A 26,188-nucleotide genomic window follows, 5' to 3' on the forward strand; every position below is an offset into this window, starting at 1 on the left:
CCATGGGAACGGCTGCTAGGCGCAGGTCGGCCTGGAAGCTGTGGTACGCCTCGCTGGCGGGCGCCTGGCAACGTGAGCGAGGGACGGGCCTTAAAGTCGCACTTGCTAGCGAACTTGTGAGCGGTCTCTTTGCGGGCGGCATCACGGTTTTTGGCGCAGGACGTGATCTGCGCGCCCTTTCCAAGTGAAGAAGTGCTTGCTCCAGCTACATAATCAACGCAAGCGAAGGCTTTCCCGGGTTCTTGTTGTGGACGCTACATGAGATTCAATCCTGCCCGCATCGAGGCCCGTTATGACCATGGATCGCGCCGGGGGATGGACCCTTGGACAATGCTTGGCCTGGCGATGGCCGTCGTTTTCTTTATCGGCAGCGGCAGCGTCGCGTACATGAATGTGACTGTGTTGCGCGACGATATGCGCAAGATCGTTCATTCACACGAAGTCATCGTCGGGATGAACGATCTCACGTCCTCCATGCAGGATGCCGAAACCGGGCAGCGGGGGTATCTCCTGACTGGAAACGAGAGGTATCTCGCTCCCTATCGTGCGGCCCTGTCCGACATCGATGCCCGCTTCGCGACGATTGCGACCTTGACCCGGGACAATCCCGATCAGCAGGCCCGTGTTGCGCCGCTGCGCGCTCGCATCGACGGCAAGCTGGCTGAACTGAAGGAAACGATCGCACTCCGGCAGTCCGGCGGCACTACGCAGGCGCTGGCGATCGTCAACAGCGATCGCGGCAAGATCGAGATGGACGAGCTGCGCGCGCAGCTGGGTGTCATGAAGCAGGAGGAAATCCGCCTGCGCACCGAGCGCATCGCCGAGATGGAGCAGGCGTACCGCTCGGCGTGGGTGAGCGGATTGCTTTCCAGCCTGCTGGGGATCGCGCTGACCCTGATCATCGGCCTGCTGATGTACCGCTCCGCCGTAGCCAATCGCAAGCGGCAGTGGCTACAGACTGGCCAGGTCGAGATGGCCGCCGCGTTGCTTGGCGATCAGCCGATCGACACGCTGGGGGATGGCATTCTCGGTTTCCTCGTCCGCTATCTTGGGGCGCAGGCCGGCGCCGTGTTCTCGTCCGAGAACGGACATTTCCGCCGCGTCGCCGCTTACGGAGTGGCGCCTGATGCCCAGATCATCGAGCGGTTCAATCGCAAGCAGGGATTGCTCGGCCAGGTTGCGGTGGACGGCGAGCCGGTGGTGCTCAGCGACATTCCCGACGGCTATCTGACGATCGGCTCTTCGCTTGGGAGCGACAAGCCGCGCCATCTGGTCATTGCTCCTGCCAGCGCCGACGGTTCGGTCCAGGGTGTGATCGAACTTGGCTTTCTCCAGCGGGTGGATGAGGACGTACTGGCGTTTCTTGCCGAAGCGTCCAGTTCGATGGGCAGTGCGATCCGCTCGGCTCGCTACCGATCGCAGCTTCAGCATCACGCCGAGGAACTGCAGGTGCAAAGCGAGGAACTTCGGGTTTCCAACGAGGAACTGGAGGAGCAGGGACGCGCGCTCAAGGAATCCCAGGCCAGCCTCGAGCAGCAGCAGGTGGAACTGGAGCAGACCAACTCGCAGCTCGAAGAGCAGGCGCAGCTGCTTGAGAACCAGCGCGACGATCTCGCCAGCTCGAACGCAGCGGTCGAGGCCAAGGCGGCCGAACTGGAACAAGCAAGCCGCTACAAGAGTGACTTCCTGGCAAACATGAGCCACGAACTGCGCACTCCGCTCAATTCGCTGCTGATTCTCTCGAAGTTGCTGGGCGATAACCGCAGCGAGAATCTGACCGATGAACAGGTCCAGTTCGCCCGGACCATCGAATCCGCAGGCAACGACCTGCTGGCGCTCATCAATGATATTCTCGACCTTTCGAAAATTGAGGCCGGGCATCTCCAGATCCGTCCGGAAGCCGTGCTCGTCGAACGGTTCGCGCGGGATTTACGCCCGGTATTCGAACCGGTGGCGGCAGATCGCGGCCTTGGCTTCTCGGTCACGGTAGACCCCGCTGTGCCCGGCGAAATCGAAACGGATCGCCAGCGTCTCGAGCAGATTCTCAAAAACCTGCTCTCCAATGCCTTCAAGTTCACCGAGCGCGGGTATGTCACGCTGGAGATCGCGCTCGCCGGGCAGGGGCAGGTCTCTTTCACAGTGGTCGATACCGGCATCGGCATACCGCATGAGCAGCAGAAGGCCATCTTCGAAGCTTTCCGGCAAGCTGACGGAACCATCAGCCGCAAATTTGGCGGTACCGGTCTCGGACTGTCGATTTCGCGCGAACTGGCGCGGCTGCTCGGCGGCTCCATTGCCCTGACCAGTATCGTTGGCGAAGGCAGCCGCTTCACGCTGACGATCCCGCTGACCTTCGATCCGGCTCGGCTGGCGGAGGTGTCCTTGCCCGTGCCAGCCGCAGCGCCCCAGCCCAATTCGGCGCAGCCGCGTGCCGTGCCGATCGTGAGGCAGGTTGAGGACGATCGCGAGGTGCTCGGCGCCGGACAGCGGGTTTTGCTTGTAGTGGAGGACGACGCGGCATTCGCGGGAATCGTGCGCGACATGTCGCGCGAGATGGGCTTCCAGTGTCTTGTCACCGGCACGGCCGAAGAAGCTCTGCACCTTGCCCGCAAGTTCAAGCCACATGCGGTCGTGCTTGACGTGGGATTGCCCGATCAATCAGGCCTTGCCCTGCTCGACCGCTTGAAGCAGGACGTCGAGACGCGTCACATTCCGGTTCACGTGGTTTCAGGCAGCGATCATACCCAGACCGCTCTGGCGCTCGGGGCGATCGGCTACCTGGTCAAGCCGGTGAAGCGCGAGGAACTGGCGGGCGTGCTGGAGGCGCTGGCCGCCAAGCTTTCCTCCGATGTGCAGCGGGTTCTCATTGTCGAGGACGACGCGGTGCAGCGCGACGCGGTCAGCCGTTTGCTGGCTACCGGCCATGTCGAGACAGTTGGCGTCGCCAGCGCCGCCGAATGCCTTGCGGCGCTGCGCGAGACGACCTTCGACTGCATGGTCCTCGACCTCAATTTGCCTGATGCCAGCGGGTTCAGCCTCCTGGAAACACTCAGCAAGGAAGGTGCGTACGCCTTCCCGCCCGTGATCGTCTATACCGGACATGATTTGTCGCCCGAGGATGAGCAGCGGCTGCGGCGCTATTCCGACTCCATCATCATCAAGGGCGCGCGCTCACCCGAACGGCTGCTCGACGAGGTTTCGCTGTTCCTCCATCAGGTCGTGACGGACTTGCCGGCCGAGCAGCAGACGATGATCCGCGCGGCCCGTAATCGTGATGCGATCCTGGAAGGCCGGCGAATTCTGGTCGTCGAGGACGATGTGCGCAACGTATTTTCCCTTACCAACATCCTCGAGCCGCAAGGCGCCAGCGTGGAGATCGCCCGCAATGGCCAAGAGGCGCTCGACGCGCTCGATGCCTCGGCATCCGAGCCTGCCAAGCGCATTGACCTCGTGCTGATGGACGTGATGATGCCGGTAATGGACGGGCTCACCGCCACTCGCGCGTTGCGGCAGGATCCCCGCTGGTCAAAGCTGCCGATCATCGCCTTGACCGCCAAGGCGATGCCGGACGACCAGGAACGGTGCATCGAGGCCGGCGCCAACGACTACATGGCAAAGCCGCTGGAAGTCGACAAGCTGCTCAGCCTGGTGCGCGTATGGATGCCGCGGTGATCATGAGGTCATGCTGATGGACGCCGATAAAATCGAGGATATCGAAATCCGCCTCCTGCTGGAGGCCATCTATCGCCGCTACCACTACGATTTTCGTAATTACGCTCAGGCGTCCATCAGGCGGCGCCTGCGCCAGGCACGCGAGCGCATGGGGTTTGCCACCTTCTCGGCGTTGCAGGACAAGCTGCTCCACGATCCTGCTTTGGCCGCGAAAGTTCTGCGCTTCCTGACCGTACAGGTCAGCGATTTCTTTCGCGATCCCAGCTATTTCAAGGCGCTGCGCGAGAAGGTCGTGCCACATTTGCGCACGTATCCCTCGCTCAAGGTATGGATCGCGGGCTGCAGCGCAGGCGAGGAACTGCACTCGCTTACCATCCTGTTCCGCGAGGAGGGGCTGGAGACGCGCACATTGTTCTACGCAACCGATATTAATTCCGAAGCGCTGGAAGCCGCCGAGCGCGGCATCTATCCCCTCGAGCGGATCAAGGCTTTCACCGAAAACCACCGGCTTTCAGGAGGGCGATCGTCGCTCTCCGACTATTACACGACCGGATACGGGGGGGCAGTGTTCGATAAGTCCCTGCGCGAGCGGGTGGTGTTTTCGGACCACAGTTTGGTTACCGACGCGGTCTTCTCCGAAATGCACCTGATTTCCTGCCGCAACGTGATGATCTACTTCGACCGGGCGCTACAGGATCGCGCTGTCGGCTTGTTCCGCGACTCGCTGACCCGCAACGGGTTCCTCGGGCTGGGCTCGAAGGAATCCTTGCGATTTTCAGCCCACTCTGCCGATTTTGCGGATTTCGTGCGCGAAGAGAAAATCTACCAGCGGCGAAAAGCGTGAGAACAGCCTCTGCCTCTGCGGCCATCGTGATCGGCGCCTCGGCTGGCGCAATTCAGGCACTGCTTCGCATCCTGCCTGCGCTGCCCGGTGACTTCGCCCTGCCGATTATCGTGGTTGTCCACGTGCCTCCAGGACGCCGCAGCGAACTGGCCGCGCTCTTCGCTGTCAAGTGCCAGGTTGCGGTTCGCGAGGCTGAGGACAAAGAGCCGATTACGGCGGGTACGATTTACTTCGCTCCGCCGGACTACCACCTGCTTGTCGAACGGACCGAAGGTTCAAGCCATACGCTGTCGCTGTCCACCGACGCACCGGTCTTCTTTTCTCGGCCATCGATTGATGTCCTGTTCGAAAGCGCAGCCGAAGCATATGGCTCCCTCTTGATGGCACTGATCCTGACCGGCGCTAACGAAGACGGTGCGCGGGGCCTTAAGGCGGTGGCGGAAGCGGGCGGACAAGTCTATGTGCAGGACCCTCAGAGCGCTTATGCCCGGGCGATGCCCGATGCTGCGCTGGCCGCCTGCGGCAGAGCCCAGGTGCTCTCGCTGTCGCAGATCGCTGATTGCCTCCTCGAAGCCGGAAGAAAAGCGGCATGAACATGAGTGATCACGTTCCTGTCCTCCTTGTCGATGACCTTCCTGCCAACCTGACCGCGCTCGAAGCCTTGCTCACAGACGAAAATATAACAGTTTTCGAGGCTCGATCAGGTCCAGAAGCACTGGAGTTGCTACTCGCGCATGACTTCGCGCTGGCGCTTCTCGATGTGCAGATGCCCGAGATGAACGGCTTCGAGCTCGCGGAACTGATGCGTGGCATGGAACGGACACGCCATGTTCCTATCATCTTCGTGACGGCGGGCACAGCTGATACGCAACGACGTTTCCAGGGTTACGAGGCAGGTGCGGTCGACTTCATCTCCAAACCGATCGAACCGCATGGTCTGCGTAGCAAGGTGCGCGTTCTGTGCGATCTTCATCGGCAACGGCAACAGATAGCGGCCCAGCGCGATGAGCTGGCGGCGTCTGCGGCCGCGCTTCGCGAGGCCGATCGCGCGAAGGATCGGTTTCTTGCCGTACTTGCCCACGAACTGCGCAACCCGGTCGCAGCGCTTATGGGCGCGGTGGACCTTCTTGGCCGCCCGCGTTCCGCGGATCAGGCGGGTATCATCCATGCCAGAATGGAACGTACGGTGTCCCACCTCGCGCGTCTGGTGGAAGATCTGCTCGACGTTTCCCGCATTACAGAAGGGAAGGTGACACTGAAAATTCAACGGATTGCACTGTCTGATGTCCTGAACTTCGCAGTTGAAAGCAGCCGGCATCACATGGATGCGGGAAACCATCATCTGACCGTTGCGCTGCCCGAGGCGCCGGTTTGGTTCGATGGCGACTATTCCCGGATTGCCCAGATCGTCGCGAATCTGCTCGGAAACGCGGCTAAGTACACCCCGCCTGGTGGCGCCATCAAGCTGTCGGCCCGCACCATCGGCGGCGAGATAGTCATTGAGGTGGCGGACAATGGCATGGGCATACCGGCAGATATGCAGGCGCGCATTTTCGAGGCTTTCGCGCAAGTGGAGGATCATCGCGCCTATGCGCAAGGAGGACTGGGCATCGGTCTTGCTCTCGTGCACCGACTGGTGACCTTGCATGGCGGCAGCGTCTCGGTCGAAAGCGATGGCCGGGGAAGAGGAAGCGTCTTTACGGTTCGGTTGGTTCAAGTCGAAGGCGGTGATTAACCCCGACGGAGTGGTGCGTGTTTTCAGGACAGGATTTGAAGCTACTCCGGACCTGATGGACTCAATTCGAAATGAAGGCGACGAGAGAGCTCTAAAGTGCGGATTAGCTTCGTTAAGGATCGAGTTGTTCGGGAGGCATGCCCGTGCCTCACTCTGCGACCGATACCCTCACGAAGTCGCCCTTGGCAGCAGCATCCCCGCGCCGTGCGGGCACCGAACCCGCGGCATCGATAGCTAGGTTATGCACCCTTCGCCGGTCATGGCATCGCGGGCACTATCCGCCATGTTGACGAGGGCTGTTTCGAACTGGCTGACATCGACTTCCACGACACACGAACCGCCGATCAGATCGAAGACGAGGTCCACCCCATTACAGTGCGCAGCATGTCCGCGACTCTGCCCACTTTCACGGCCGCATCGAAGACTTCGGTCGTCAGCGCCTGCCGCCAGGCAAAGGCCAGAAGCTGGCTGGTGAGCTTCGCAGCGCGATCTGCCGTTTCCGCTAAGTTATCGGCTGGGCAGAGCAGTTGCATTGTGCCGAATTGCTAACCCATGATGGTAACGGCGGCACCGACGATCTTGCCATAAAACTCCAAGCGATCCTGCTCGTTGATGAGCGCGACGCTGATCTGGTGAAGCAGGTCTATGTCGGAGAGCCCATCATGCGCGCCCTGCGTGATTGGGCCGATCGGCGACACGAGGCCGCCGTGATGCGCGTTGGTCATTAGTCTGGTCCCCGGCGCGCGCGGAACCAATTGGCCCATCGCAGCCCGGTAACTCCCAATAAGTGGAGAAGTTGCGGCATTCCGATGAACGGCGAATGCTCCCGACATGGCCATTACGCCGCGCCTGGAACGATGCTGCATGGAGCGCGACTATCGGTGGAACATCGCCGCGACACGGCGCGTTGGAAAAGGCCGATCAACTGAGCAGACGACTGCCGACTCAAGTTTCCTCCCGAGCCCGGAGCACAAGCAAGACATGTCCATCACCCCGGTCCCTGACCGCTCCGCGCATACCGTGAACACCATCGTCGATCTGGAGCAAGGCGCCGCCGCGGGCGCTGTCGCAGGCTTCGCGGCAGCAGCGGTGATGAACGGTTTCCAGTCGCTGGTCACCCCGCTGTTCCGCCCGCAAAGCGGCGACGGTCCGGCTGCCACCGAGCAGGCCGCCGAGCGCGTCGCCCTGGTGCTATCCGGCCGGGGACTGGCAGAGGGCGACAGGCGCGCGGCAGGCACGGCAGTGCATTACCTGGTGGGCACGGCGACCGGCGCACTGTACGGCGCCTGGGCAGAAAGGCGCCCCGGCGTGACGCGCTGGCAAGGGCTGGGTTTCGGGCTCGTCTGCGCAACCCTGATAGACCAGATCGCCGTACCCCTCGCCGGGCTCGCCAGGCCGCCCTGGCGCTACACGCTGCGCACGCACCTTTATGGCTACGCGTCGCATCTGGTCTTCGGGCTGGTCACAGAACAGGTGCGCAAGCTGCTGCGCGATCGGATCGCCAGACGTCGTCCTGCCGCCACCGCCGGGCAGGCCATCGGCCGGCAGGCGCCGGACGACCGGGCCATGGCCATCGACGATGTCTGCGTGCCGCTGCTGCTGGGACTAGCCGGCGGCCAGCGGACTTTCACGCCGCCCGCCGCGATCACCATCGCTGCCGCCAGCAGCGGTCTTGGGCTTGAGGGCACGCCGCTGGCACTGCTCAACTCGCGGTGGACCGGCCTCCTGTTCGGCGCCGCCGCGGCCGGCGAATACGTCATGGACAAGCAGCCGGGCATTCCCGCCCGGATCGCCCCTGCCGGACTTGCGGGCCGGGCTGTCGGAGGCGCGCTGTCCGGTGCCGCCGCCGCGCGGCCGGGCAAGGCCTGGCTGGCCGCAGGCGTGGGTGCGGCCGGTGCGATCGCCGGTGCCTACGTCAGTTACCGCGTGCGCATGACGCTTGCCCGCGCGCTTGGCCGCGACCGCCCGGTGGCCTTCGCCGAAGACGCGCTGGCGATGGTCGGCACCGCGCTGGTGGCCACATATGCCTCGGCCCGGCAGAAGCAGCGGGAGCAGGCGGATACGCTCGTGCGGCACGGCGGAACGGCGGCGGCATGATGGGCAGACGCCGCATCGGCGAGCGATCCGAAGGCCAACTTGCCCTTGAAGACTACGGCGCCATCGGCGAAGGCCGATCGATTGCGCTGTCCGGCGCCGACGGGTCGATCGACTGGTGGTGCGCACCCAACATGGACTCGCCGCCGCTGTTCGACCGCCTGCTCGATCCGGTGAATGGCGGATGCTTCGCGATCACGCCCGACGCGCCATTCACCGTAGAGCGCTGCTACCGCAGCGACAGCAACGTGCTGGAGACCACGTTCACCACCGAGACCGGCCGCGCCCGTCTGGTGGAATCGATGAACAGCGGCAGCGCGGGCCGCCTGCCCTGGGCCGAGATGGCCCGCCGGCTCGAAGGGCTCGAAGGGCGGATGCGTTTTTGCGTGACCATGCGACCGGGGCGTCGCGGTGACACCGTGAACCCTTATCACTCGACCATCGGCGATCACACGGTGTTTCATGTCGAACGGGTGCTGGGACTGTTCCTGCACAGCGGCGGCGTGGAGTGCCACTGGGCCGACGAGGGCGTCACCGGCGCGGTCGAAGTGAAGGCGGGCGGGCGCGAGGTACTGGCGCTCATCGCCGGGCAGGACGAGCCACTGGTGGTCCCCTCCATCGCGGAGATCGACGCGCGTATCGAGACCTCGGATCAGGAGTGGCGGACCTGGGCGAGGACCATCACGTGTCAGGGCGAACCGCGCGCGGCGTTCGTGCGCTCGGCGCTGGCGCTCAAGCTCCTTCTCTATTCGCCCTCAGGCGCCATCGCCGCCGCGCCGACGACCTCCTTGCCGGAACGGATCGGCGGCTCCAAGAACTACGACTATCGTTATGCCTGGGTCCGTGACGCCGGCTACACGATCAAGGCCTTCCTGGCCGCCGGGGCACAGGCGGAGGCCAAGGCGGCCTTCTCCTGGCTGCTGGACCGCCTGGCCAAAGTCGGCTTCAGGGTCTGCTACACGCTGGGCGGCGATCCGGTGCCTCCGGTCCGGGAATGGGCGATGCCGGGCTATCGCGGCTCGCGCCCGGTGGTAACCGGCAACCAGGCGAACGACCAGTCCCAGCACGGTGTCTACGGCGACATCTTCGAGACGGCGTCCTGCTTCGTGGGCAGCGGCAACATCCTCGACAGCGCGAGCGCCGAACTGCTTTCTCATCTCGCCGACGAATGCGCCGACCGCTGGCGCATGCCCGATGCCGGAATTTGGGAACTGCCCGAGTACGAGCACTACACGATGTCCAAGATCAGCTGCTGGCAGGCGCTGGCCCGCGCGGTGGAGCTTGCCGATGCGGGGCAGCTCCCCACCACCTGCCGTGAACGCTGGTTTCGCGAACGCGACCGTATCGCCGCCTGGATCGAGGAGAATTGCTGGTCGCAGGAAAAGCAGGCGTTCGTGATGCATCCCGGCACCGATCGGCTGGATGCCTCGATCGCCCTTGCGGTGCGGTTCGGTTTCGACGGCCGCGAACGTCTTGCCGCTACGCTCGATGCGATCGACCGCGAGCTTGGCACCGGGCCGTTCCATTACCGCTACAGCGGCATGGACAAGGAGGAAGGCTGCTTCCTGGCCTGCTCGTTCTGGATGGCGGAAGCGAGGGCGTCGCTGGGAGACTGGGCAGGTGCCCGCGCCCGGCTGACCGCGCTTGTCGACGCGCTGGAGCGGGGGGCGGGCATCTACCCCGAAATGGTCGACCCGAAGACCGGGGAATTCCTCGGCAACCTGCCGCAGGGCCTTACCCATCTGGCCCATATCATGGCGCAATCGGTGCTGGCGGAGGAACCACGGCCGGGCTGAGGCGCTGTTTTTCCTGAACCCCATCAGGAGCATTTCATGACCGATCGCCTGTCGATGCAGGACCCCCGCGAGCAGTATCCCAAGCCGCCCTTCCCGTCCCAGCCGCAGCCCGTCCCCGGCCTTGCCCGCAGGATGGAGCCGGTCCCCGACCACGGGGAGACCAGCTACAAGGGCTCGGGCAAGCTGGCCGGCCGCAAGGCGCTCATCACCGGCGCCGATAGCGGCATCGGCCGTGCCGCCGCGATCGCCTACGCGCGCGAAGGCGCCGACGTCGCGATTTCCTATCTGCCGAGCGAGGCGGCGGACGCCGCCGAAGTCATCCGCCTGATCGAAGCCGAAGGGCGCACCGCCGTCGATCTACCCGGCGACGTCACTGACGAAGCATGGTGCCGCAGGCTGGTCGATCAGGCGATAGCCGGGCTTGGCGGCCTCGACATTCTGGTGATCAACGCCGGCCACCAGCAGAGCCGCGAGGACATTTCGAAGGTCACGTCGAAAGACTTCGACGAGACCATGAAAACCAATCTCTACGCCCTTCACTGGATTGCCCAGGCGGCAGTCCCGCACCTGAGCGCGGGCGCCTCGGTCATCACCACGGCATCGGTACAGGCTTACGAGCCGTCGGCCATCCTGCTCGATTATGCGACGACCAAGGCCGGCATCGTCGCCTATACCAAAGCCTTGGCGAAACAGCTGATCGAGAAGGGCATCCGGGCAAACGTCGTCGCACCGGGGCCTTTCTGGACGGCGCTGCAATCCTCGGGCGGACAGCCTGACGAGGCAGTCCAGAAGTTCGGAACCCAGAGTGCGTTCGGGCGCCCGGGGCAGCCGGTCGAGATCGCGCCGATCTACGTGCTGCTCGCCAGCCAGGAAGGCAGCTACATTTCAGGCGAAGTCTACGGCGTGACCGGAGGTGCAGGCATTGCCTGATCGCCCCGGTGCGCAGTAACGAAAAAGGCCCCTGCGAACACCGCAGGGGCCTTTTTCTTGTTTTGAAGGTTCGCCTCAGCTGAAGGCGGGTTTCGCAGCCTTCACCGGCTCCGGAATATCGACCAGCTTCAGGCGCTGCTCCTGCTCATCGGGATCAATGCGGCGATGGCGCTCCTGCGGCTCGATCTTGACCGCCCCGCCAAGCTTCAGGGCAGCGGCGATCGCCTCGATCACCAGCAGGTCGGCAAGTCCCTCCTCGCCATCGGGCTCTACGCTGCGGCCCTTCAGGATGCAGTCGGAAAAGTATTTCAGTTCGCCGCCGAACTGATCGGTGGCCTTGTAAACCTCGTGCTCGCGGTTCCCCGAACTCTTTCGGAACTGCTCAAGGCCTTGCCCGTATCCGAAAGCCGAATCCATGTGGATCGAGCCCTTGGTGCCGGCAATCGTCAGATTGTCGATCTGGTCGGTGAAGTAGCTCACGGTGAACTGCGCCAGCCGGTAGCCGGGCATCCTGAGGGTAACCGCGATCGTGTCGTCAAGTTCGCCAAGTCCCGCTTCCTCGTGGCGTACCGCGATGGCCGAGACGACTTCCCATGGCTCGGCGCCGAACAGGAAGCGGATCGCGTTGATCGGGTAAGGCGCCATGTCGAAGAGCGGCCCTGCCTCGATACCGGAACGGCTGCGGTGGTTGGCGGGATCGACCATCTGCCCGAAGCACGACGTGAACGCAACGAGTTCGCCCAGTTCGCCCGCCCTGATCCGGCGGACCGCATCGAGATTGGCGGGCTCGAAATGTAGCCGGTAGGCGGTCATCAGCAGGGCATTGCCGCGTTCGGCCGCCGCGATCATCGCGCGGCATTTGTCGGCGCTGACCTCCAGCGGCTTTTCGCTCAGGACATGGATGCCCGCCTCGAGCGCCGGGATAGCGAATTCGGCATGGCGCCAGTTGGGCGTGCCGAGATAGACGGCGTCTATCTCGCCGGATGCCAGAAGCTGCGGAAATTCCTCGTATGAGTGGCGATGCTGCACGCCGTAACGTTCGCCCAGCGCGCCCAGCTTCTCGCGGTCCGAGGAGACGAGCGCGGTGATCTCGGAATTGCCGGTGTGCCTGACGCCAGGCATCAGCGCTTCCTGCGAGATGTCGCCAAGGCCGACGATGGCGTAGCGGATTTTCCTGCCGCCAAATCCGAGTGCGGATGCAATGCTCATGGTGTCCTCCTCCTCAGATGGTCATGACCGAGCCGGAATCGACCCGCATGTTGCTGCCGTTGACGAAGCTGGCGCGCTCGGAGCACAAAAAGACGATCATGTCGGCGACCTCTTCGGGCTTGCCGCGCCGCTTGAGCGCCATTCCGGGGCGCTCTTCGTCGAGGAAGCTGCGGATCGCCTCATCGACGTCGACACCCTTTTCCTTTGCCCGCTTTTCCATCATCTTGTCGGTCATCGGCGTTTCGATGAATGCGGGCGAAACGGTGTTCACCAGAACGTTGTCGCAGCCGTAGGCCTTGGACAGGCCCTTCGCGAGATTGATGATACCGGCCTTTGACGCGCAATAGGCCAGCTCGTCGACATAAGGCTGCACGCCGTCTTCCGAGCCAATCAGCACCACCCGCCCCCACTTTGCCGCGCGCATCGCCGGAATGGCCTCCCGCGCCATGCGTACTGCGCCCATGAGATTGATGTTGAGCGTTTCGAGCCAGCCGTCGTCATCGACATCGATGAAATCGCCAGTCGCACCGGTCACACCGGCGGCATTGACGAGGATATCGGGATCACCGAGCGCGGTGCGCACCTTCGCGTAGAGTTCGGTAACGCTGTTCCGATCGGTGACATCCGCCTCCACGGCGATCACCTCGCCCAGCGGTTCGAGTTCGGCGAGCGTCTCGTGCAGGTTGCCGCCGGGCTGGTCGCTGATCGCAACTCGAACGCCTTCACTCAGCAGGCGTCGCGCCGTCTCCTTGCCGATGCCGCTGTCCGCGCCGGTGACCAGCGCAATGCGCCCTTCGATATCGAGCTTCATCGTATCGATCTTCCTCTTCGTCGGATGTCTGAGATGTTTCTGATTAAAGGGCTGTCGGCACGGCGAAGTTCCCTGGAACCGCATCGTCTGCCCACGACTTGCCTCACCATTCACCGCAAGCAAGGATGCAGGATGGACGCCGAAGCCCGTGACGTGCTGGACTATCTCGCGCGGCTCGCGCCTGCGGCCGAAGGGACGCCGGACGATGCACGCTGGCTGGAGAATTTCCGCTACCAGACGCGGCTCCTCGCGGGCCTCGACGCTCCGCCGATGGAACTTCATTCGGTATCGCATGTCGTCGTGCCCCGGACCTCAACGCCCGCGCTTGCGATCCGGCTGTATCGTCCGCACCCTGGCCGCTTGCCGCTGCTGCTGCACATGCACGGCGGCGGCGCCATCGCCGGGTCCGTCGATGGCCACGACGCCGCCTTGCGGATGCTGGCCAGCCGCACCGGCTGGCTGGTTGCCGCGCCGCTCTACCGGCGAGCGCCCGAGCACAGGTTCCCGGCGCAGCTCGAGGACGGCTGGCGCGCGCTCGGCCATTTGCGCGATCAGGCGGACACCTTGAACATCGATGCGTCCACCATCGTCATCTCGGGTGACAGCATCGGCGGGACGCTCGCGAACGCCCTGGCGATGCGCGGCCGCGATGCCGTCCGGGAGACCGGGAGCCCCGCCATCGCGGGGCAGATCCTGCTCTATCCCAATACCGATCTGAGGCGCGATGCCGACTATCCCTCACGCACGCGCGAGAACGGCCACATCATCGCGCTCGAGGATCTCGAACGGCAGATCGACCTGTACCTGTCACGCGAAAGCGATCGTCACGATCCGATTGTCTCGCCAGTCCTTGCCGATCCGGCGCGTCTGCCTTCAACTCTGCTGGTGACATGCGGGGCGGATCCCCTTTGCGACGAGGGCGACGCTTATGGCCACCTGCTGGCCAGCGCCGGGGTCCCGGTACGCCATGATCACTTCGCCGGCATGATCCACGCATTCATGCAAACGGGCGGCCACACACGTGCGACCGCCCGGCTCTTCGATTGCATTGCAAATTGGCTGCAGCGCTTCGCGCCTTCACCCTAAGTCTTCAGGCGGATGCCGGCATGTCCCATCTGGCTTCCACCTCCGGAGCTTCGACATCGCACTGACAGGTAAGCAGTGCCTGCTCCTTGCCGTCCTCCCGGAAGAAGACAGCGAACGCGCCTTCATCGACATCGCCCTCGATCCGGCGATCCTTGGCCGAAGCGGCATGGCCGACATAGCGAAGACTGGTATCGTAATGCCCGGACCAGAAGAACGGGGTGTCTCCGAACCCTTCCTCGACCTTGCCCAGCAGCAGCCGCGCAAGGTACTGGCCCTGCCTCTGCGCATGGACCCAATGCTCGACTCGGATCGGGTGGCCCAGTCGCGGATCGGGATAGGAGGCAATGTCACCGATCGCGAAGACGCCGTCAGCGGAAGTCGCAAGCGCGGCATCGACCCTGACCCCGCCACCTTCCTCGTTGGTGGCGAGCGCGATCCCGGCAGCTTCGGCAAGTTCGACGCGCGGCTTCACGCCGGCACCGATGACCAGGAGGTCGGCATCGACCGTCGATCCATCGTCAAGGGTTAAGGCCTTGCCATCATAGCTTTCGATCGTTCTCCCAAGTCGGAACGCAACGCCCTTGTCTTCATGCAGGCCCCGAACGAAGCGCCCGACCTCCTCGCCGAGCACTCCGGCAAGCGGAACATCGTCCTTCGCAATGACGGTCACGGGAAGCTTGCGCTGGCGCAGCGACGCGGCGACTTCAAGGCCGATGAAACTGGCCCCCATGACCGCCACGCTCTTCGCCTTTTCCGCGGCCTCGATGAGGGCGTCGGCATCGGCAAGCGTACGAAGAACACGGACGGTGTCGCGATCGAAGCCGTCGATGTCAGGGACGATCGGCTCAGCCCCTGTCGCGAGGATGAGCGTCTCGTAGGACACGCGCTGCCCATCAGCCGTGGACAGGGTCCTCGCCTGGGTGTCGATGGCCGTCACCTCAGTTCCGGTACGCACCTCCACCGAGGCAGCCCCCTGCCCGGCACCGGAAGCGAGCATGCATTCGTCACGCTCCTTCTTTCCGGCAAGATACTGCTTGGAGCAGAACGTGCGATCGTACGGGACATCGGCATCGGCGCTGAGGATCAGCACGCGGTCCCCCTGCCCGGCCCGCTCGAGAACGTCGGCGCAGGCGTGACCCGCCGCCCCGCCGCCCACGATGACGATGCGGCGCTGATCCGGCATAGCTTTCAGGCTTGCCTGCGTATTCGCATCGGCCCTGCCGGTGACGCGGATCACTCCGCCCTCTTCGGTCACCGCAAAACACGAAAGCGGCTCGATCGCAGGCGCGCCCACCGCCTCGCCGGTTTCGGCCGAGAAGCGCGCGTGGTGCCATGGGCACCGAAGCTCTCCTGCCGCAATGATGCCCTGTTCCAGCCCGGCTCCCAGATGCGTGCATTCGCCCGATAGAGCGCGCACCCTGTCGCCTTGCCGGACGAGGACGACGGGCTTGCCGTCGAACTCGCCCGCAAGAATCATGTCCGGCTTCAGGTCGCTGCTCGCGATGCCTGCGGCAAAATCCGGCTTGGTATCCGCCATGATGCTCAAGCCTTCAGGAAAGGGCGACCTTCATGGGCCACAAGGAGGTCGTGCATGTCGGACGCATGCTCTTCCTCGTCCGCGAGAATGTGCTCGAGCATGATGCGCGTCGTCGGGTCGTTGTCGCCGAAGTAGCGGATCAGTTCCTGATAGTGCTCGATGACGAGGCGCTCGGCGATCAGGTCCTGCTTGATCATCTCGATCAGATTTCCCGGCTCGCCGTATTCGGTGGCCGAACGGGTCGCGAGGTCCTTGGGATCGAAGTCGGGAACGCCGCCCAACTGGTCGATGCGGTTGGCCGCCATCAGCGCGTGACCATGTTCGCTTTTGGCATGCTCCTCGAATTCCGCAGCGACGCTCTTGGACGTGATGCCGTCCGCGGCGATCGCGTGCATCTGGTAGCGCAGCGTGCAGACGATCTCGGTCGCGACCACTGTCTGCAGAAGTTCGATCGTCTTGTCGACGTCGCCCTGATAGCTGGGCATCACCGCGCCGTCCCCGAGCGACTTGCGCGCGCGTTCACGAAGGGTCTGGACGTCGGTGAGAAAGGCGCTTCGGTCCTGGGTCTGGGTCGCCATGGTGATCTCCTGTGATGGGGGGGTTCACCCTTAAGGCTGTCGGCGGTCCATGGGTTCCGCGCGAACGACTCGCAGAAACGGAAGGCGCCTGTTCGCCGACAGCAACAGACGCGAAACAGTTCCCGGCGTTTGCGCGGCGTTTTCCCGGGATTGCGACAAACCGGCGAACTCTTTGCGAACGCGCGACGTTACATCTCCCGACTGCAGCATGAGGGGCCAATGAACACAGCTGACACATCCATCTCCGACCAGCACGGAGCCGATGCGAAGACGCCGGCGCAGTACGGCGCCGCGGCATGGAAGGATATCGCGAGGCGTGTCTGGACAAACAGCGGCCGGCACGATCTCAATCTGCTTTCCGCGGCGGTCGCTTTCTATGCGTTCCTGTCATTCGTGCCACTGCTTGGTGCAGTCGTGATGACCTATGGGCTGATCGCCGATCCGGCCACGGTCGCCAAGCACATGGCGACGATCATCGACCTCGTTCCTGCCGACGCCGCCCACCTCATCTACGACCAGCTCACGAGCCTCACCCTGGCGGCGGCCGACAAGAAGGGGCTTGGCCTTGCAGTTGCGCTCCTCATCTCGATCTACGGCGCTTCAAGAGCGTCGGGCGCCATGATCGGATCGCTGAACATCGTATACGAGCAGCAGGATCACCGCTCGTTCGTGCGCGGCACCATTCTTGCCCTCGCACTTGCCGCATCGGCGGTCGTGGTCGGCATCGTCGGGCTGGTTGCGGCCTCGATGCTCAGCCTCGCGGGCGACCTCATCGCCGATCTCGGCCCGATCGGCGCCCCGCTGATCCAGGCAGCGACCTGGGTCGTCGCCGCGGGCCTGTGCAGCATCGCCATCGGCGGGATGTACCGCTTTGCGCCAGACCGCGCCGATGCGCGCTGGCAGTGGCTGACCACCGGGTCCCTGATGGCGACGGCGCTATGGCTGGTCGCCACCGTCGGCTTTGGTCTCTATGCCTCGTCGCTGGGCAATTACGACACCACTTACGGTTCGCTGGGCGCCGTGGTCGTGCTGCTGATGTGGCTTTATGTCTCGGCCTATGCGGTGCTGCTTGGCGGTTTGGTCAATGCCGAGACGGAACGACAGACCGCCCGCGACACGACCACAGGCCCGGAACTGCCAATCGGCTCACGCGGGGCAACGATGGCAGACACCAGCGCCGCGCTGTCACCGAACGAGAACTGAGAGGGGTTACAGGTCGAAACCGGGGCGCGCTTCACGAAGCCCGCTGCGAGCCTGCGCCGGAACGCTCGGCCCCTCCGCTGGTTGGCTCCTGCATGCCCAGAAAGAATTGCCAGCGTCCCGACCTGCATTTCACCCGCTCGGAACGCGCGTCGTTGCCAGCCTGCCCGGCGTATCGCCAGACTCCCTCATGGCGATAAGGCCGCGCATCGCCGGGCGCGAACATGCCCGCGCCGGCACATCACCGATCTCGCGGGCCTTCTTGAAGAGGGTGGCGCCGCTTTTCGCCGGCAACGAGATTTCCGGCGGGCCGATGCTGCTGGCAACGTTCGTCGCCCTTGTCCTGAGCAGTTCACCTCTCGCGTCAGGCTGGGAGGATTTCTGGGGCCTCTCGCTGGAGATCAGTCTGGGCTCGCATTCCCTCTCTCACTCGCTGGCAGAGTGGATCGACCACGCGCTCCTGCCTCTGTTCTTCGTCATCATCGGCACGGACATGAAACGCGAGATCGTCACGGGCGAACTCTCGCGCTGGCGTTCGGCCGCTTTTCCGCTGCTGGGGGCAATCGGCGGCATGGTGGTGCCGGTGGGACTCTTCCTGGTCATTGCCGGACAAGGCCCGGAAGCGGCGGGATGGGGAGCGGTCGTCGTCACCGACACTGCTTTCGGCCTCGCCCTGCTGGCAATCTTCTCCGACCGGTTCCCAGCCGGTCTTCGTGCCCTTCTGCTGGCGTTTGCCGCCATAGACGACGTCGGCGGACTGCTGGTCATCGCCGGCGCCTATACCCGGCACATCGAAATCGTCGGCCTCGTCGTGGCGGCAGTATCGTTCGGCGTCATGCTGCTGCTGCGCAAGCTGCGCTGGTTTTCCTCCTTCCCTTACGTGTTGCTGTCGATAGCAACCTGGGGCGGGATATTCGCATCCGGCATTCATGCCACGATTGCCGGCGTCGTCATCGGTTTCGTCGCACCGGTCCGCCCGAGGCTGGACAAGGATGCCTTTTCACGCGGAGTGCAACGCAAGGTCGATGATTTCCAGGATGCCTACCGGCAGCTGCGCCAGGCCGATGGCGACGATCGCATAGACCGCGCTGCCCATCATGAGGTTGAGGCCCACCTTGGATACCTCGACGAGATGACGGCGGCTACAGAAGTCACCGGCGATCGTCTCGTCGGGGTCCTGACCCCCTGGGTCAGCTATTTCGTCCTGCCGCTGTTTGTACTGAGCAATGTTCATGTGGCAATCACCCCTGATGCTCTTGCCGGCGCAGTGGCATCGCCCCTCGCCCCGGCGGTCGTCGCCGCTCTGGTTCTTGGCAAACCGATCGGCTTTCTGTTTGCTTCGTGGCTTGGAACCCGGACCGGAATTGCCCGTCTGCCGAGCGGCGTGACATGGCGCATGGTTCTCGCAATAAGCAGCCTTGCCGGTATCGGTTTCACGATATCCCTGTTCATAGCCGACCTTGCATTCGCGGACAGTAGACTGGTCGAGCAGGCATCGCTCGGGACGTTGGCTGCGTCGGCAGTGGCTGGTCTTGCAGGCTATGTCTTCCTTCGGTTTGCAGGTGATCGCCCGAAGATGTGATCCGAAAAAATGGCGCTGAATTCGCCGCTGCCAGCAATCTTCGGCCGTAAAAAATCGGCCGACCGGCGCGCATGCCCGGAATGAGAGCCGCAGCCCGAGGCCGAGGTCCGCTGCGGGCACCGACGATGCGAGTAGCCAATGCGACGGATGCCACGATGAAGTCGTCCGGCAGTGGATCGATACCTGCGCCTTGCGTGTTTGGCCTTCATGCAGCGCGAAGGCAATCGCGCGCCGGATTGAAGCAAAGGAGAGCATCGATGAACCGCGATGAACGCAATCCCGAAAATCGTCAGGCAGGTGGCTATCGCAATCAGGACAGTTCCTGGGACATGCCGCGTCAGGCCAGTCAGTGGCAGGACGAGGGCAGTCGGCAGGCCGGCGGAATGGACGATGCCACCGAAGAATCTCGAAGCGCCTATGTTCCGCGTCGGGGTGAAGGCCGCGCCCGCAATCTCGGCGATCGCTACGAAAGCGATTCGGCGAGTTCCCGTTATGAAGAAGCCTCGCGCGGCACCTTTGGACGCGACCCGCGTCTCGAGGGGCGTTACGGATATGGCCGGGACGAAAATATCCGGCGCGCATCCTCGCCGCGCAGAAACGACTATCCAGTACATGATTTCGATGCGAGTGGGGGCAACGACTATTCCAGCTTCACCAGCGAGGATTACGGCGGCCGCGATTTCTCGGCAAATCGCGGCGCGTTGAGTGGAGGAGCGCACCCCAGCAACAGCTATCGGCCAAGCTGGGGACCGGGTAGCTGGTCCAGCCGGCACCACGATGATGACTACGGCGCATGGCGTGCCGAAGGCGAAAAGCGCGGGTTCCTGGAAAGGGCCGGAGACGAGGTGGCCAGCTGGTTCGGCGACAAGGATGCGTCGCGTCGCCGTGACATGGACCACCGGGGACGCGGCCCATCGGATTATACCCGCTCGGACGAGCGAATTCGCGAGGATGTCAATGATGCCTTGACGCAGGACTGGCGGCTCGATGCAAGCCATGTCCGGGTCGTGGTGAAGGAGGCCGAGGTGACACTCGACGGCACTGTGTCCACACGGCAGGACAAGCGCCGCGCTGAAGATCTCGCGGAAAACGTGTGGGGCGTCAGCCACGTCCAGAACAATCTTCGCGTGACCGGGTCTACTGTGCGGCACGACCAGTCGGCCGTTGATGGCATTCCGACTACACCTTCGTCAGCAGCCACGCGGCCGACCACGACATCCTGACGGCGGAAAAATGCCAGGGGATGGAGGGGAGCCTGATGGCTCCCCTCCTTTCAAAGTCCGAAGGTGCGCGGGAGGCTCCCGGGCGGTTCGTCCAAGGGTGCGGCATTATTCCTCCTCTCTGTGCTCAAGATTGCGCTGAAGGCCGCTTTGCACGCGATCCCTGCGGTATGCTGCATCATCGGCCTTGCCCTTCCCACGCCGGTCCGGGTCCATTCCCACGCCCCCGGTTGCTCCCGCGTTCGGACCAGGGTTGAGGCGCTCCTCTTCCAGCGAGCGTACACCTTCGGGAACCTTGTCTTCGGGTTTCATGGCAGGATCATTTCTCGGCACGGGCAGTCTCCTTTGCTTTCCTGATTGAAGTGACTGCATCCCGCCCGCGTTTCGAGTAAAGGCGCCCCCGCAGGCCAGCGCGTGTTGTCGCCACGACAGGCTGCAGTTCCGGCACGCCGACCGACCCTCCACGCGGGAGCAAAGCGGATCGCACCGGCGTTCGCATGTGCAGATATGGACCCGCAGAGGAAGACGACAGCCTTGACAATTTTTGATGCCGGGAAGCTAGAAAATCCCGTTCCAGCCCATCTGCTTGCGGCGATCAGCACATCCTGGAACGTGCACCGCGTGCAGATACTTCGCACCTGCGCCAAGGAATATTGCCGTTGGTCGGCTCGGCCAAGGGCCACCCCAAACCCCCGTTGACCATGCCGCCGCGTCCATACGGCGCATCGGTTGAATAATGGAGAACCCCCATCCGGACGTCGGATGCCGAGCCATACCCTTACATGGTGCAAGCGTTCCGACGCCTTGGGCACGACAATCTCTGCCCATCGTCACACCGGCGACGCCGTCCAGCGAGCCGCATCCGGTGCGGCTCGCTGGACGGTACTTCAGTTTGAGTGGCTCGTGTCCCGGATCGACCTGGCTGATCCCATGCCCGCAGCCTTGGACGCACCGCCCAGCTTGCTGCGGACGCCCTCCTCGACCTTCCTGCCGGTTTCGGCGTCGATGTTGCGCCAGTATTCGAAGGCGCGCTGCAGCACCTTCTCGCTGACACCATCGCACAGGTGGCTAACCACGTTCTCGACGAGACGCCCTCGCGCGGCATCGTCCATCACCTCGCGCACCAGCGTTCCGGCCTGGCTCCAATCATCGTCGTCGGCGCGAAGGGTGTAGGCCTCGCGCACCATCTCGCCATCGGCCTGCCAGATGCCCGCCTCGTACGGGTCGCGCTCGGCGGCCGGGCCGCCGTAGCTGTTGGGGGCATAGACGGGATCTGTCGCCTTCTCGATCCGCATCGCCCCGGCCGTGGAATAGCTGTGCACCGGCGCAACCGGCCGATTGACCGGGATCTGCTTGTAGTTGACCCCGAGTCTGGCCCGGTGCGCGTCGGCATAGGAGAAGCCGCGCGCCCGCAGCATCTTGTCGGGCGAAAGGCCGACGCCGGGCACCATGTTGTTCGGCTCGAAGGCAAGCTGTTCGATTTCGCTGTGGAAGTCGGTGGGATTGCGCGTCAGCGTCAGCTTGCCGACCTCGATCAGGGGATAGTCGGCATGGGGCCAGATCTTGGTGAGGTCGAACGGATTGATGCGGTAGGTCTTGGCGTCCTCGTAAGGCATCACCTGCCAGAAGAGCGTCCAACTGGGATGGTCGCCCTGATCGATGGCGTTGAACAGGTCGCGGCGGTGGAAGTCGCCGTCCTTGCCCGCCATCGTATCGGCGTCGGCCTGGCTGAAGTAGGCGTTGCCGTCGCCCAGGTCGGTCTTGAAGTGGAACTTGACCCAGAACTTTTCGCCCTTAGCGCTCACCAGCGAATAGGTATGGCTGGAGTAACCGTTCATCTCGCGCCAGGTCTTGGGGATGCCGCGATCGCCCATCAGGTAGGTCACCTGATGCGCGCTTTCAGGCGAGAGCGTCCAGAAGTCCCACTGCATGTCGTGATCGCGCAGGCCATTGTCGGCGCGGCGCTTCTGCGAGCGGATGAAGTGCTGGAACTTCATCGGGTCGCGGATGAAGAAGATCGGCGTGTTGTTGCCGACCATGTCGAAGTTGCCCTCTTCGGTGTAGAACTTGACCGAGAAGCCGCGCGGATCGCGCCAGGTGTCGGGGCTACCGCTCTCACCCGCGACCGTGGAGAATCGGATGGCGGTGTCGACCTTGGCACCCGGCTGGAACAACTTTGCCTTGGTGTAGGCGGTGACATCCCCGGTGGTCTCGAAGTGGCCGAAAGCGCCGCTGCCCTTGGCGTGGGGCTGGCGTTCCGGGATCCTCTCGCGATTGAAGTTGGCCATCTGCTCGATCAGGTAATGATCGTTGAGGACGATCGGGCCGTCTCGGCCGATAGTCAGCGAATGCTCGTCGCTCTGGATGGGAATGCCGGCATCGTTGGTGGTGCGCGGGGTGGACCGGTCTGTCATGGGAGCCTCTGGCTTTCTGAGTGGATGCTATCGCTACCCATGAGCCTCCCAGAGGTTCCCCAGTCGTTTTGGATCAGACCGCCACCTTGCGCAAAGACTGCTCGATCTCGCCGCCGCAATAGGAGCTGCCATATTCGTCCCGCGCCTGCTCGGCGAGACGCTTTAGTCGAGGCATCTCGGTCATGCGCCGCACCAGCGCGGCAACGTTCGGAGCTGCATCGCGGAGCAATGCCTCGATCGCGGGGAAGCGCTCCGTCATCGTCGACCACAGGACCGCGCTGACGATGTCCGCCACGCCCGGCGTGGCGGTGCCCAGCAGGGTTCCCTCATCGTGCCTGAGCCCGCACCGAATGCCGGTCGCCTCCCAGATTTCCATCCAGCGCCTGAGACGCGGCACGAAGTCCCGCCAAGTTTCCTCCGTCCACATCTGCCGCCCCCCATCCAGCGTGATTTCGTCGAGAACATCGTTGGCGTCGTTGACGACCTTGAGGATCCGCGCCCGTTCTTCGATCGAAGGGGGCAGGAGATCCAGCTTCTCGCCCAGATAGAACGCGATCGCAGGCATTTCGGAGAGCGCAAACCCGCTTGCGTTGTCGACCAGGATGGGAGGCCCCATGAACGGGGTCGACTGCTCGGCGGGTGAACTCGCCATGAGCTGGCCGATCTCATCGCTGTCATGCTCGGTCCAGGTCTTCCCGGCGAATGCGAGGATGCCGCGGATGAACTGGCCGCGAAAGGGCACTGGCCAGTAGTAGAGGTCGAAGTCGGTCATCGCTTTCTCCTGCAGCATGAAGACCTCTCAATGCGCTGCGCCATGCCCGGTTTCGTGACAGCGACGAGCCGCCCTCGCCAGCGGTCACCCCGCCTTTGCCAGTGCAGAACCCTGTGCCCGTTCAAGGGTTATAGGCACCAAAGGAACCTGCATCATGGCAACCCACGAAGCCCGCCTGATCGGTATTACGATCGACTGCCCATTTGAGGCGGCTTATGCCTTCGCTCACGTGCCGGAGAATTTCCCCGAATGGGCGGCGGGCATGTCGTCGTCGCTCCACCGGGACGGCGATGAATGGCGGGCTGACACGCCCGCCGGTGAAGCGAGGGTCCGGTTCACCCCGCCCAACGATTTCGGCGTTCTCGATCACTGGGTCATGCTGCCCGGCAAGCCGGTCATACATATCCCGCTGCGGCTGATCGAGAACGGGACAGGGACGCAGGCGGTCTTCACCCTCTATCGCCAACCGGACATGTGCGACGATGATTTTATTCGTGATGCCGCCATGGTCTGCCAGGATCTCGAGAACCTCAAGGCACTTCTGGAACGTAGTCAGCCGGACAGGGATGCTCCATGACGAACGAGCCACGTAGCGAAGAAACGGAGCAGCCGGACAAGGCACTCGATGCGTCCGAGGCCCGGGGTGTCGAGGAGCGCAAGGCCGGCTCCTCCAAGATCGTTCACGAGGTCGTGCGTTTGCAGGGAGAAGAGGAGCTCGCACGGCCCACCCTCGCCCTGACCCTGTCGGGTATCGCCGCAGGCCTTGCGATCGCTCTCTCCCTGCTGTGCGAGCTGTTCCTGCGCAGCCACCTGCCCGATACCGACTGGGCGCCGCTGATCTATTTCCTCGGCTATCCGATCGGCTATGTGATCGTGGTGATGGGCCGGCTGCAGCTCTTCACCGAAAGTACGGTGACGGCGGTGCTGCCGATCGCGACATCGCCTTCGCTGGGCAATTTCGGCCGCCTTGCCAGGCTCTGGGCCTGCGTGCTCGTGGGCAATCTGATCGGCGTCACGCTGGTGAGCGCGCTCATGGCCGGCGAGATCATCGTCACGCATGAGCAGCGAATGGTGGCCCTCGACATTCTTGGCAAGCTCGAACTCCAGCACTGGACCCGCACGCTGACGCTGGGGATACCTGCCGGCTTCATCATGGCGGCGGTCGCCTGGGTGCTGCCCAATGCCCGGGGCAGCGAATTCTGGGTCGTATTCGTGCTGACCTACGTGATCGCGCTGGGCGGCTTTGCACATGTCGTGACCGGATCGTCGCAGGCGAGCTTCCTGTGGCTCAGCGGCCGCATCAATTTCGGTGAAGCCTGGCTCGAATTCACCCTGCCGGCGCTGATCGGCAATATCGTCGGCGGCACCGGCCTGTTCGCGGTGCTGGCACATGGCCAGATGCGCAGCGATCTTGGCGCGGACGATCCGCATCCGAACCGAACCACCCAAGTTGACCGCATGGATCAGCACAAGAGAGGACCTGTCCCATGAAGCTCTACTATGCGCCGGGCGCTTGCAGCCTTGCCGACCATATCGCCATGGCCGAAGCCGGCTTGCCGTACACGCTGGAAAAGGTCGACCTGGAGGAAAAGCGCACCGAGACCGGCAGCGACTACACCACCATAAATCCCAAGGGCTACGTTCCCGCGCTTGCCCTCGGCGATGGCACCATCCTCACTGAAAACATCGCCATTCTCAGCTATCTTGCGGACCAATCCGAGAAGATCGCGGCGTCACCGGATAACCGCTGGAAATTGCTGGAGACGATCGCCTTCATCTCGACCGAAGTGCACAAGGGCTTCAAGCCGTTCTTCATGCCCGACAGCACCGATGAAGCGAAGAAGGCAGCAGGAGACAATCTGGCCAGGCGCTTCGCCTACCTCGAGACGCAGCTGGCTGAACGCGACTACATCGTCAGCGACAGCTTCACGTCGGCAGACTGCTACCTCTTCGTCATGCTGATGTGGGCGCAGAAAAAGGCCAGGCTGCCTCTGCCGGATGCCCTCACCCGCTATTTTGACCGCCTGACCCAGCGCCCGTCGATACGCCAAGCTCTGTCAGAGGAGGGTCTGGACTAGCTCGCCCTCAGGCCCCTGCGAGAAACCCGTCGTCGCGCTCCATGCCGACGGGCCCGCCGGTCCGCGAACAGATCTCGCGCAGCGCGGGCTTGAGACCTTCCTCGAATGTGGGGTGATAGAACGGAAGGGGCAGTATATCGCTCGCCGTCAGGCCCCGGTCGATCGCCATGACGAGGAGATGCGCCATGTGCTCGGCCGCCGGCGTCGCCAGCACGGCACCGATCAGTTTCCCGTTCGCCGAACCGGCATGGAGGCGTGGCAGTCCCCGGCTCACACCTTCGACCTTTGCCCGCCCCTGATCCTCGTAGGACGCGCTTGCGATCACGCTGTCCTTTCCATCAAGCTCGCCGATGTTCGCCAAGGGAGGATCGGTGAACATGATCGAGAAAGGGACCATGCGCCGGCCGGTTATCATTTCCGGGAAACAGGCGGCATTGCGCCCCGCGAGCGTCCCTTCCGCCTGCGCCTCGTGCAGCACGGGACGCGAATGGTCTGCATCGCCGGCCATGAAGATCGGCGCATCGCCGCACTGCGGCGTCGCAGGAGATATTTGCCGTAGGGGGATGATCCCTCTGTTGCCAGTCTCCTCCCCAAACACCATGCCGAGAGTCTGTTCCCGCACCCGCCTGT

Annotated in this window: 24 protein-coding genes; 14 read left to right on the forward strand and 10 right to left on the reverse strand. The window is 63.7% G+C overall.

Annotated features, from left to right (window positions below; all coding sequences use genetic code 11):
* Window positions 1-330: 330 nt before the first annotated feature.
* From HWN72_RS28660 to HWN72_RS28675, 4 genes are read left to right on the forward strand one after another with little or no spacing between them, the layout of a single operon-like run.
* Window positions 331-3,672 (forward strand): response regulator, encoded by a 3,342-nt coding sequence (locus HWN72_RS28660; protein ID WP_211152109.1) that lies wholly within the window; start codon window positions 331-333, stop codon window positions 3,670-3,672.
* A 16-nt stretch (window positions 3,673-3,688) separates the two neighbouring features.
* Window positions 3,689-4,516: a protein-glutamate O-methyltransferase CheR gene (locus HWN72_RS28665; protein ID WP_008828866.1), complete on the forward strand. Its 828-nt coding sequence runs from the start codon at window positions 3,689-3,691 to the stop codon at window positions 4,514-4,516.
* Window positions 4,517-4,542: 26 nt separating this feature from the next.
* A complete protein-coding gene (locus HWN72_RS28670; RefSeq protein ID WP_008828867.1) occupies window positions 4,543-5,109 on the forward strand; it encodes a chemotaxis protein CheB in 567 nt (188 codons plus the stop codon).
* A gap of 2 nt (window positions 5,110-5,111) precedes the next feature.
* A complete protein-coding gene (locus HWN72_RS28675; RefSeq protein ID WP_309141599.1) occupies window positions 5,112-6,251 on the forward strand; it encodes a hybrid sensor histidine kinase/response regulator in 1,140 nt (379 codons plus the stop codon).
* A gap of 344 nt (window positions 6,252-6,595) precedes the next feature.
* Here HWN72_RS28675 and HWN72_RS28680 read toward each other — a convergent pair whose 3' ends face one another.
* Together HWN72_RS28680 and HWN72_RS28685 are read right to left on the reverse strand one after the other, a co-directional pair.
* The gene (locus tag HWN72_RS28680) at window positions 6,596-6,784 is read right to left on the reverse strand and encodes a hypothetical protein (RefSeq protein WP_008828872.1); all 189 of its coding nucleotides are present in this window, start codon (window positions 6,782-6,784) and stop codon (window positions 6,596-6,598) included.
* A gap of 12 nt (window positions 6,785-6,796) precedes the next feature.
* Complete coding sequence (locus tag HWN72_RS28685; protein ID WP_211152113.1) at window positions 6,797-6,976, reverse strand: hypothetical protein; 180 nt, start codon at window positions 6,974-6,976, stop codon at window positions 6,797-6,799.
* Window positions 6,977-7,232: 256 nt separating this feature from the next.
* Here HWN72_RS28685 and HWN72_RS28690 point away from each other — a divergent pair, with 256 nt between their 5' ends.
* From HWN72_RS28690 to HWN72_RS28700, 3 genes are read left to right on the forward strand one after another with little or no spacing between them, the layout of a single operon-like run.
* Window positions 7,233-8,348 carry a DUF1440 domain-containing protein gene (locus HWN72_RS28690; protein WP_069709992.1) on the forward strand — a complete coding sequence of 372 codons (1,116 nt, stop codon included), beginning with the start codon at window positions 7,233-7,235 and terminating at the stop codon, window positions 8,346-8,348.
* Window positions 8,345-10,141 carry a glycoside hydrolase family 15 protein gene (locus tag HWN72_RS28695; protein WP_211152074.1) on the forward strand — a complete coding sequence of 599 codons (1,797 nt, stop codon included), beginning with the start codon at window positions 8,345-8,347 and terminating at the stop codon, window positions 10,139-10,141. The genes HWN72_RS28690 and HWN72_RS28695 overlap by 4 nt, the downstream gene beginning before the upstream one ends.
* Window positions 10,142-10,177: 36 nt before the next feature.
* Window positions 10,178-11,071 carry an SDR family oxidoreductase gene (locus tag HWN72_RS28700; protein ID WP_211152075.1) on the forward strand — a complete coding sequence of 298 codons (894 nt, stop codon included), beginning with the start codon at window positions 10,178-10,180 and terminating at the stop codon, window positions 11,069-11,071.
* A gap of 75 nt (window positions 11,072-11,146) precedes the next feature.
* Here HWN72_RS28700 and HWN72_RS28705 read toward each other — a convergent pair whose 3' ends face one another.
* Together HWN72_RS28705 and HWN72_RS28710 are read right to left on the reverse strand one after the other, a co-directional pair.
* A complete protein-coding gene (locus HWN72_RS28705) occupies window positions 11,147-12,280 on the reverse strand; it encodes a Gfo/Idh/MocA family protein (RefSeq protein ID WP_211152076.1) in 1,134 nt (377 codons plus the stop codon).
* Window positions 12,281-12,293: 13 nt separating this feature from the next.
* Entirely contained in the window at window positions 12,294-13,091 is a 798-nt protein-coding gene (locus HWN72_RS28710; protein ID WP_211152077.1) for an SDR family NAD(P)-dependent oxidoreductase, read from the reverse strand.
* A gap of 132 nt (window positions 13,092-13,223) precedes the next feature.
* Between HWN72_RS28710 and HWN72_RS28715 the strand changes: the two genes are divergently transcribed.
* The gene (locus tag HWN72_RS28715) at window positions 13,224-14,177 is read left to right on the forward strand and encodes an alpha/beta hydrolase (RefSeq protein ID WP_008827830.1); all 954 of its coding nucleotides are present in this window, start codon (window positions 13,224-13,226) and stop codon (window positions 14,175-14,177) included.
* Window positions 14,178-14,181: 4 nt separating this feature from the next.
* Here HWN72_RS28715 and HWN72_RS28720 read toward each other — a convergent pair whose 3' ends face one another.
* On the reverse strand, window positions 14,182-15,714 hold the full coding sequence (locus HWN72_RS28720; RefSeq protein ID WP_211152078.1) for an FAD-dependent oxidoreductase: 1,533 nt from the start codon (window positions 15,712-15,714) through the stop codon (window positions 14,182-14,184).
* Between the two features lie 5 nt (window positions 15,715-15,719).
* Window positions 15,720-16,292, reverse strand: coding sequence for a bacterioferritin (locus HWN72_RS28725; RefSeq protein WP_008827828.1), 573 nt, complete (start codon window positions 16,290-16,292; stop codon window positions 15,720-15,722).
* Between the two features lie 219 nt (window positions 16,293-16,511).
* Between HWN72_RS28725 and HWN72_RS28730 the strand changes: the two genes are divergently transcribed.
* The 3 genes from HWN72_RS28730 (at window position 16,512) to HWN72_RS28740 (ending at window position 20,297) form a co-directional block, all read left to right on the forward strand.
* Complete coding sequence (locus HWN72_RS28730; RefSeq protein ID WP_211152079.1) at window positions 16,512-17,495, forward strand: YihY/virulence factor BrkB family protein; 984 nt, start codon at window positions 16,512-16,514, stop codon at window positions 17,493-17,495.
* Window positions 17,496-17,682: 187 nt separating this feature from the next.
* Entirely contained in the window at window positions 17,683-19,074 is a 1,392-nt protein-coding gene (gene nhaA, locus HWN72_RS28735) for a Na+/H+ antiporter NhaA (protein ID WP_211152080.1), read from the forward strand.
* A 155-nt stretch (window positions 19,075-19,229) separates the two neighbouring features.
* Window positions 19,230-20,297, forward strand: a complete 1,068-nt coding sequence (locus HWN72_RS28740) for a BON domain-containing protein (protein ID WP_248006423.1) — start codon at window positions 19,230-19,232, stop codon at window positions 20,295-20,297.
* Window positions 20,298-20,402: 105 nt separating this feature from the next.
* Here HWN72_RS28740 and HWN72_RS28745 read toward each other — a convergent pair whose 3' ends face one another.
* The 3 genes from HWN72_RS28745 to HWN72_RS28755 all read right to left on the reverse strand — a co-directional run bounded on the left by HWN72_RS28745 (window position 20,403) and on the right by HWN72_RS28755 (window position 23,480).
* The gene (locus HWN72_RS28745) at window positions 20,403-20,606 is read right to left on the reverse strand and encodes a hypothetical protein (protein WP_008827824.1); all 204 of its coding nucleotides are present in this window, start codon (window positions 20,604-20,606) and stop codon (window positions 20,403-20,405) included.
* A gap of 575 nt (window positions 20,607-21,181) precedes the next feature.
* Window positions 21,182-22,708: a catalase gene (locus HWN72_RS28750; protein ID WP_211152081.1), complete on the reverse strand. Its 1,527-nt coding sequence runs from the start codon at window positions 22,706-22,708 to the stop codon at window positions 21,182-21,184.
* Window positions 22,709-22,781: 73 nt separating this feature from the next.
* A complete protein-coding gene (locus HWN72_RS28755; protein WP_211152082.1) occupies window positions 22,782-23,480 on the reverse strand; it encodes a glutathione S-transferase in 699 nt (232 codons plus the stop codon).
* Window positions 23,481-23,634: 154 nt separating this feature from the next.
* Between HWN72_RS28755 and HWN72_RS28760 the strand changes: the two genes are divergently transcribed.
* Genes HWN72_RS28760 through HWN72_RS28770 form a run of 3 tightly spaced genes read left to right on the forward strand, consistent with a single transcriptional unit; the run spans window position 23,635 to window position 25,558 of the window.
* Window positions 23,635-24,057, forward strand: coding sequence for a polyketide cyclase (locus tag HWN72_RS28760; RefSeq protein ID WP_008827821.1), 423 nt, complete (start codon window positions 23,635-23,637; stop codon window positions 24,055-24,057).
* On the forward strand, window positions 24,054-24,971 hold the full coding sequence (locus HWN72_RS28765) for a formate/nitrite transporter family protein (RefSeq protein WP_008827820.1): 918 nt from the start codon (window positions 24,054-24,056) through the stop codon (window positions 24,969-24,971). The genes HWN72_RS28760 and HWN72_RS28765 overlap by 4 nt, the downstream gene beginning before the upstream one ends.
* Before the next feature lie 47 nt (window positions 24,972-25,018).
* Complete coding sequence (locus tag HWN72_RS28770) at window positions 25,019-25,558, forward strand: glutathione binding-like protein (protein WP_248006424.1); 540 nt, start codon at window positions 25,019-25,021, stop codon at window positions 25,556-25,558.
* A 7-nt stretch (window positions 25,559-25,565) separates the two neighbouring features.
* Here the strand turns inward: HWN72_RS28770 and HWN72_RS28775 are convergent, their stop codons facing one another.
* Window positions 25,566-26,066 (reverse strand): dihydrolipoamide dehydrogenase, encoded by a 501-nt coding sequence (locus HWN72_RS28775; RefSeq protein ID WP_008827818.1) that lies wholly within the window; start codon window positions 26,064-26,066, stop codon window positions 25,566-25,568.
* Between the last annotated feature and the right edge of the window lie 122 nt (window positions 26,067-26,188).

Source organism: Novosphingobium sp. HR1a (assembly GCF_015594425.1).
Lineage (GTDB): Bacteria > Pseudomonadota > Alphaproteobacteria > Sphingomonadales > Sphingomonadaceae > Novosphingobium > Novosphingobium resinovorum_A.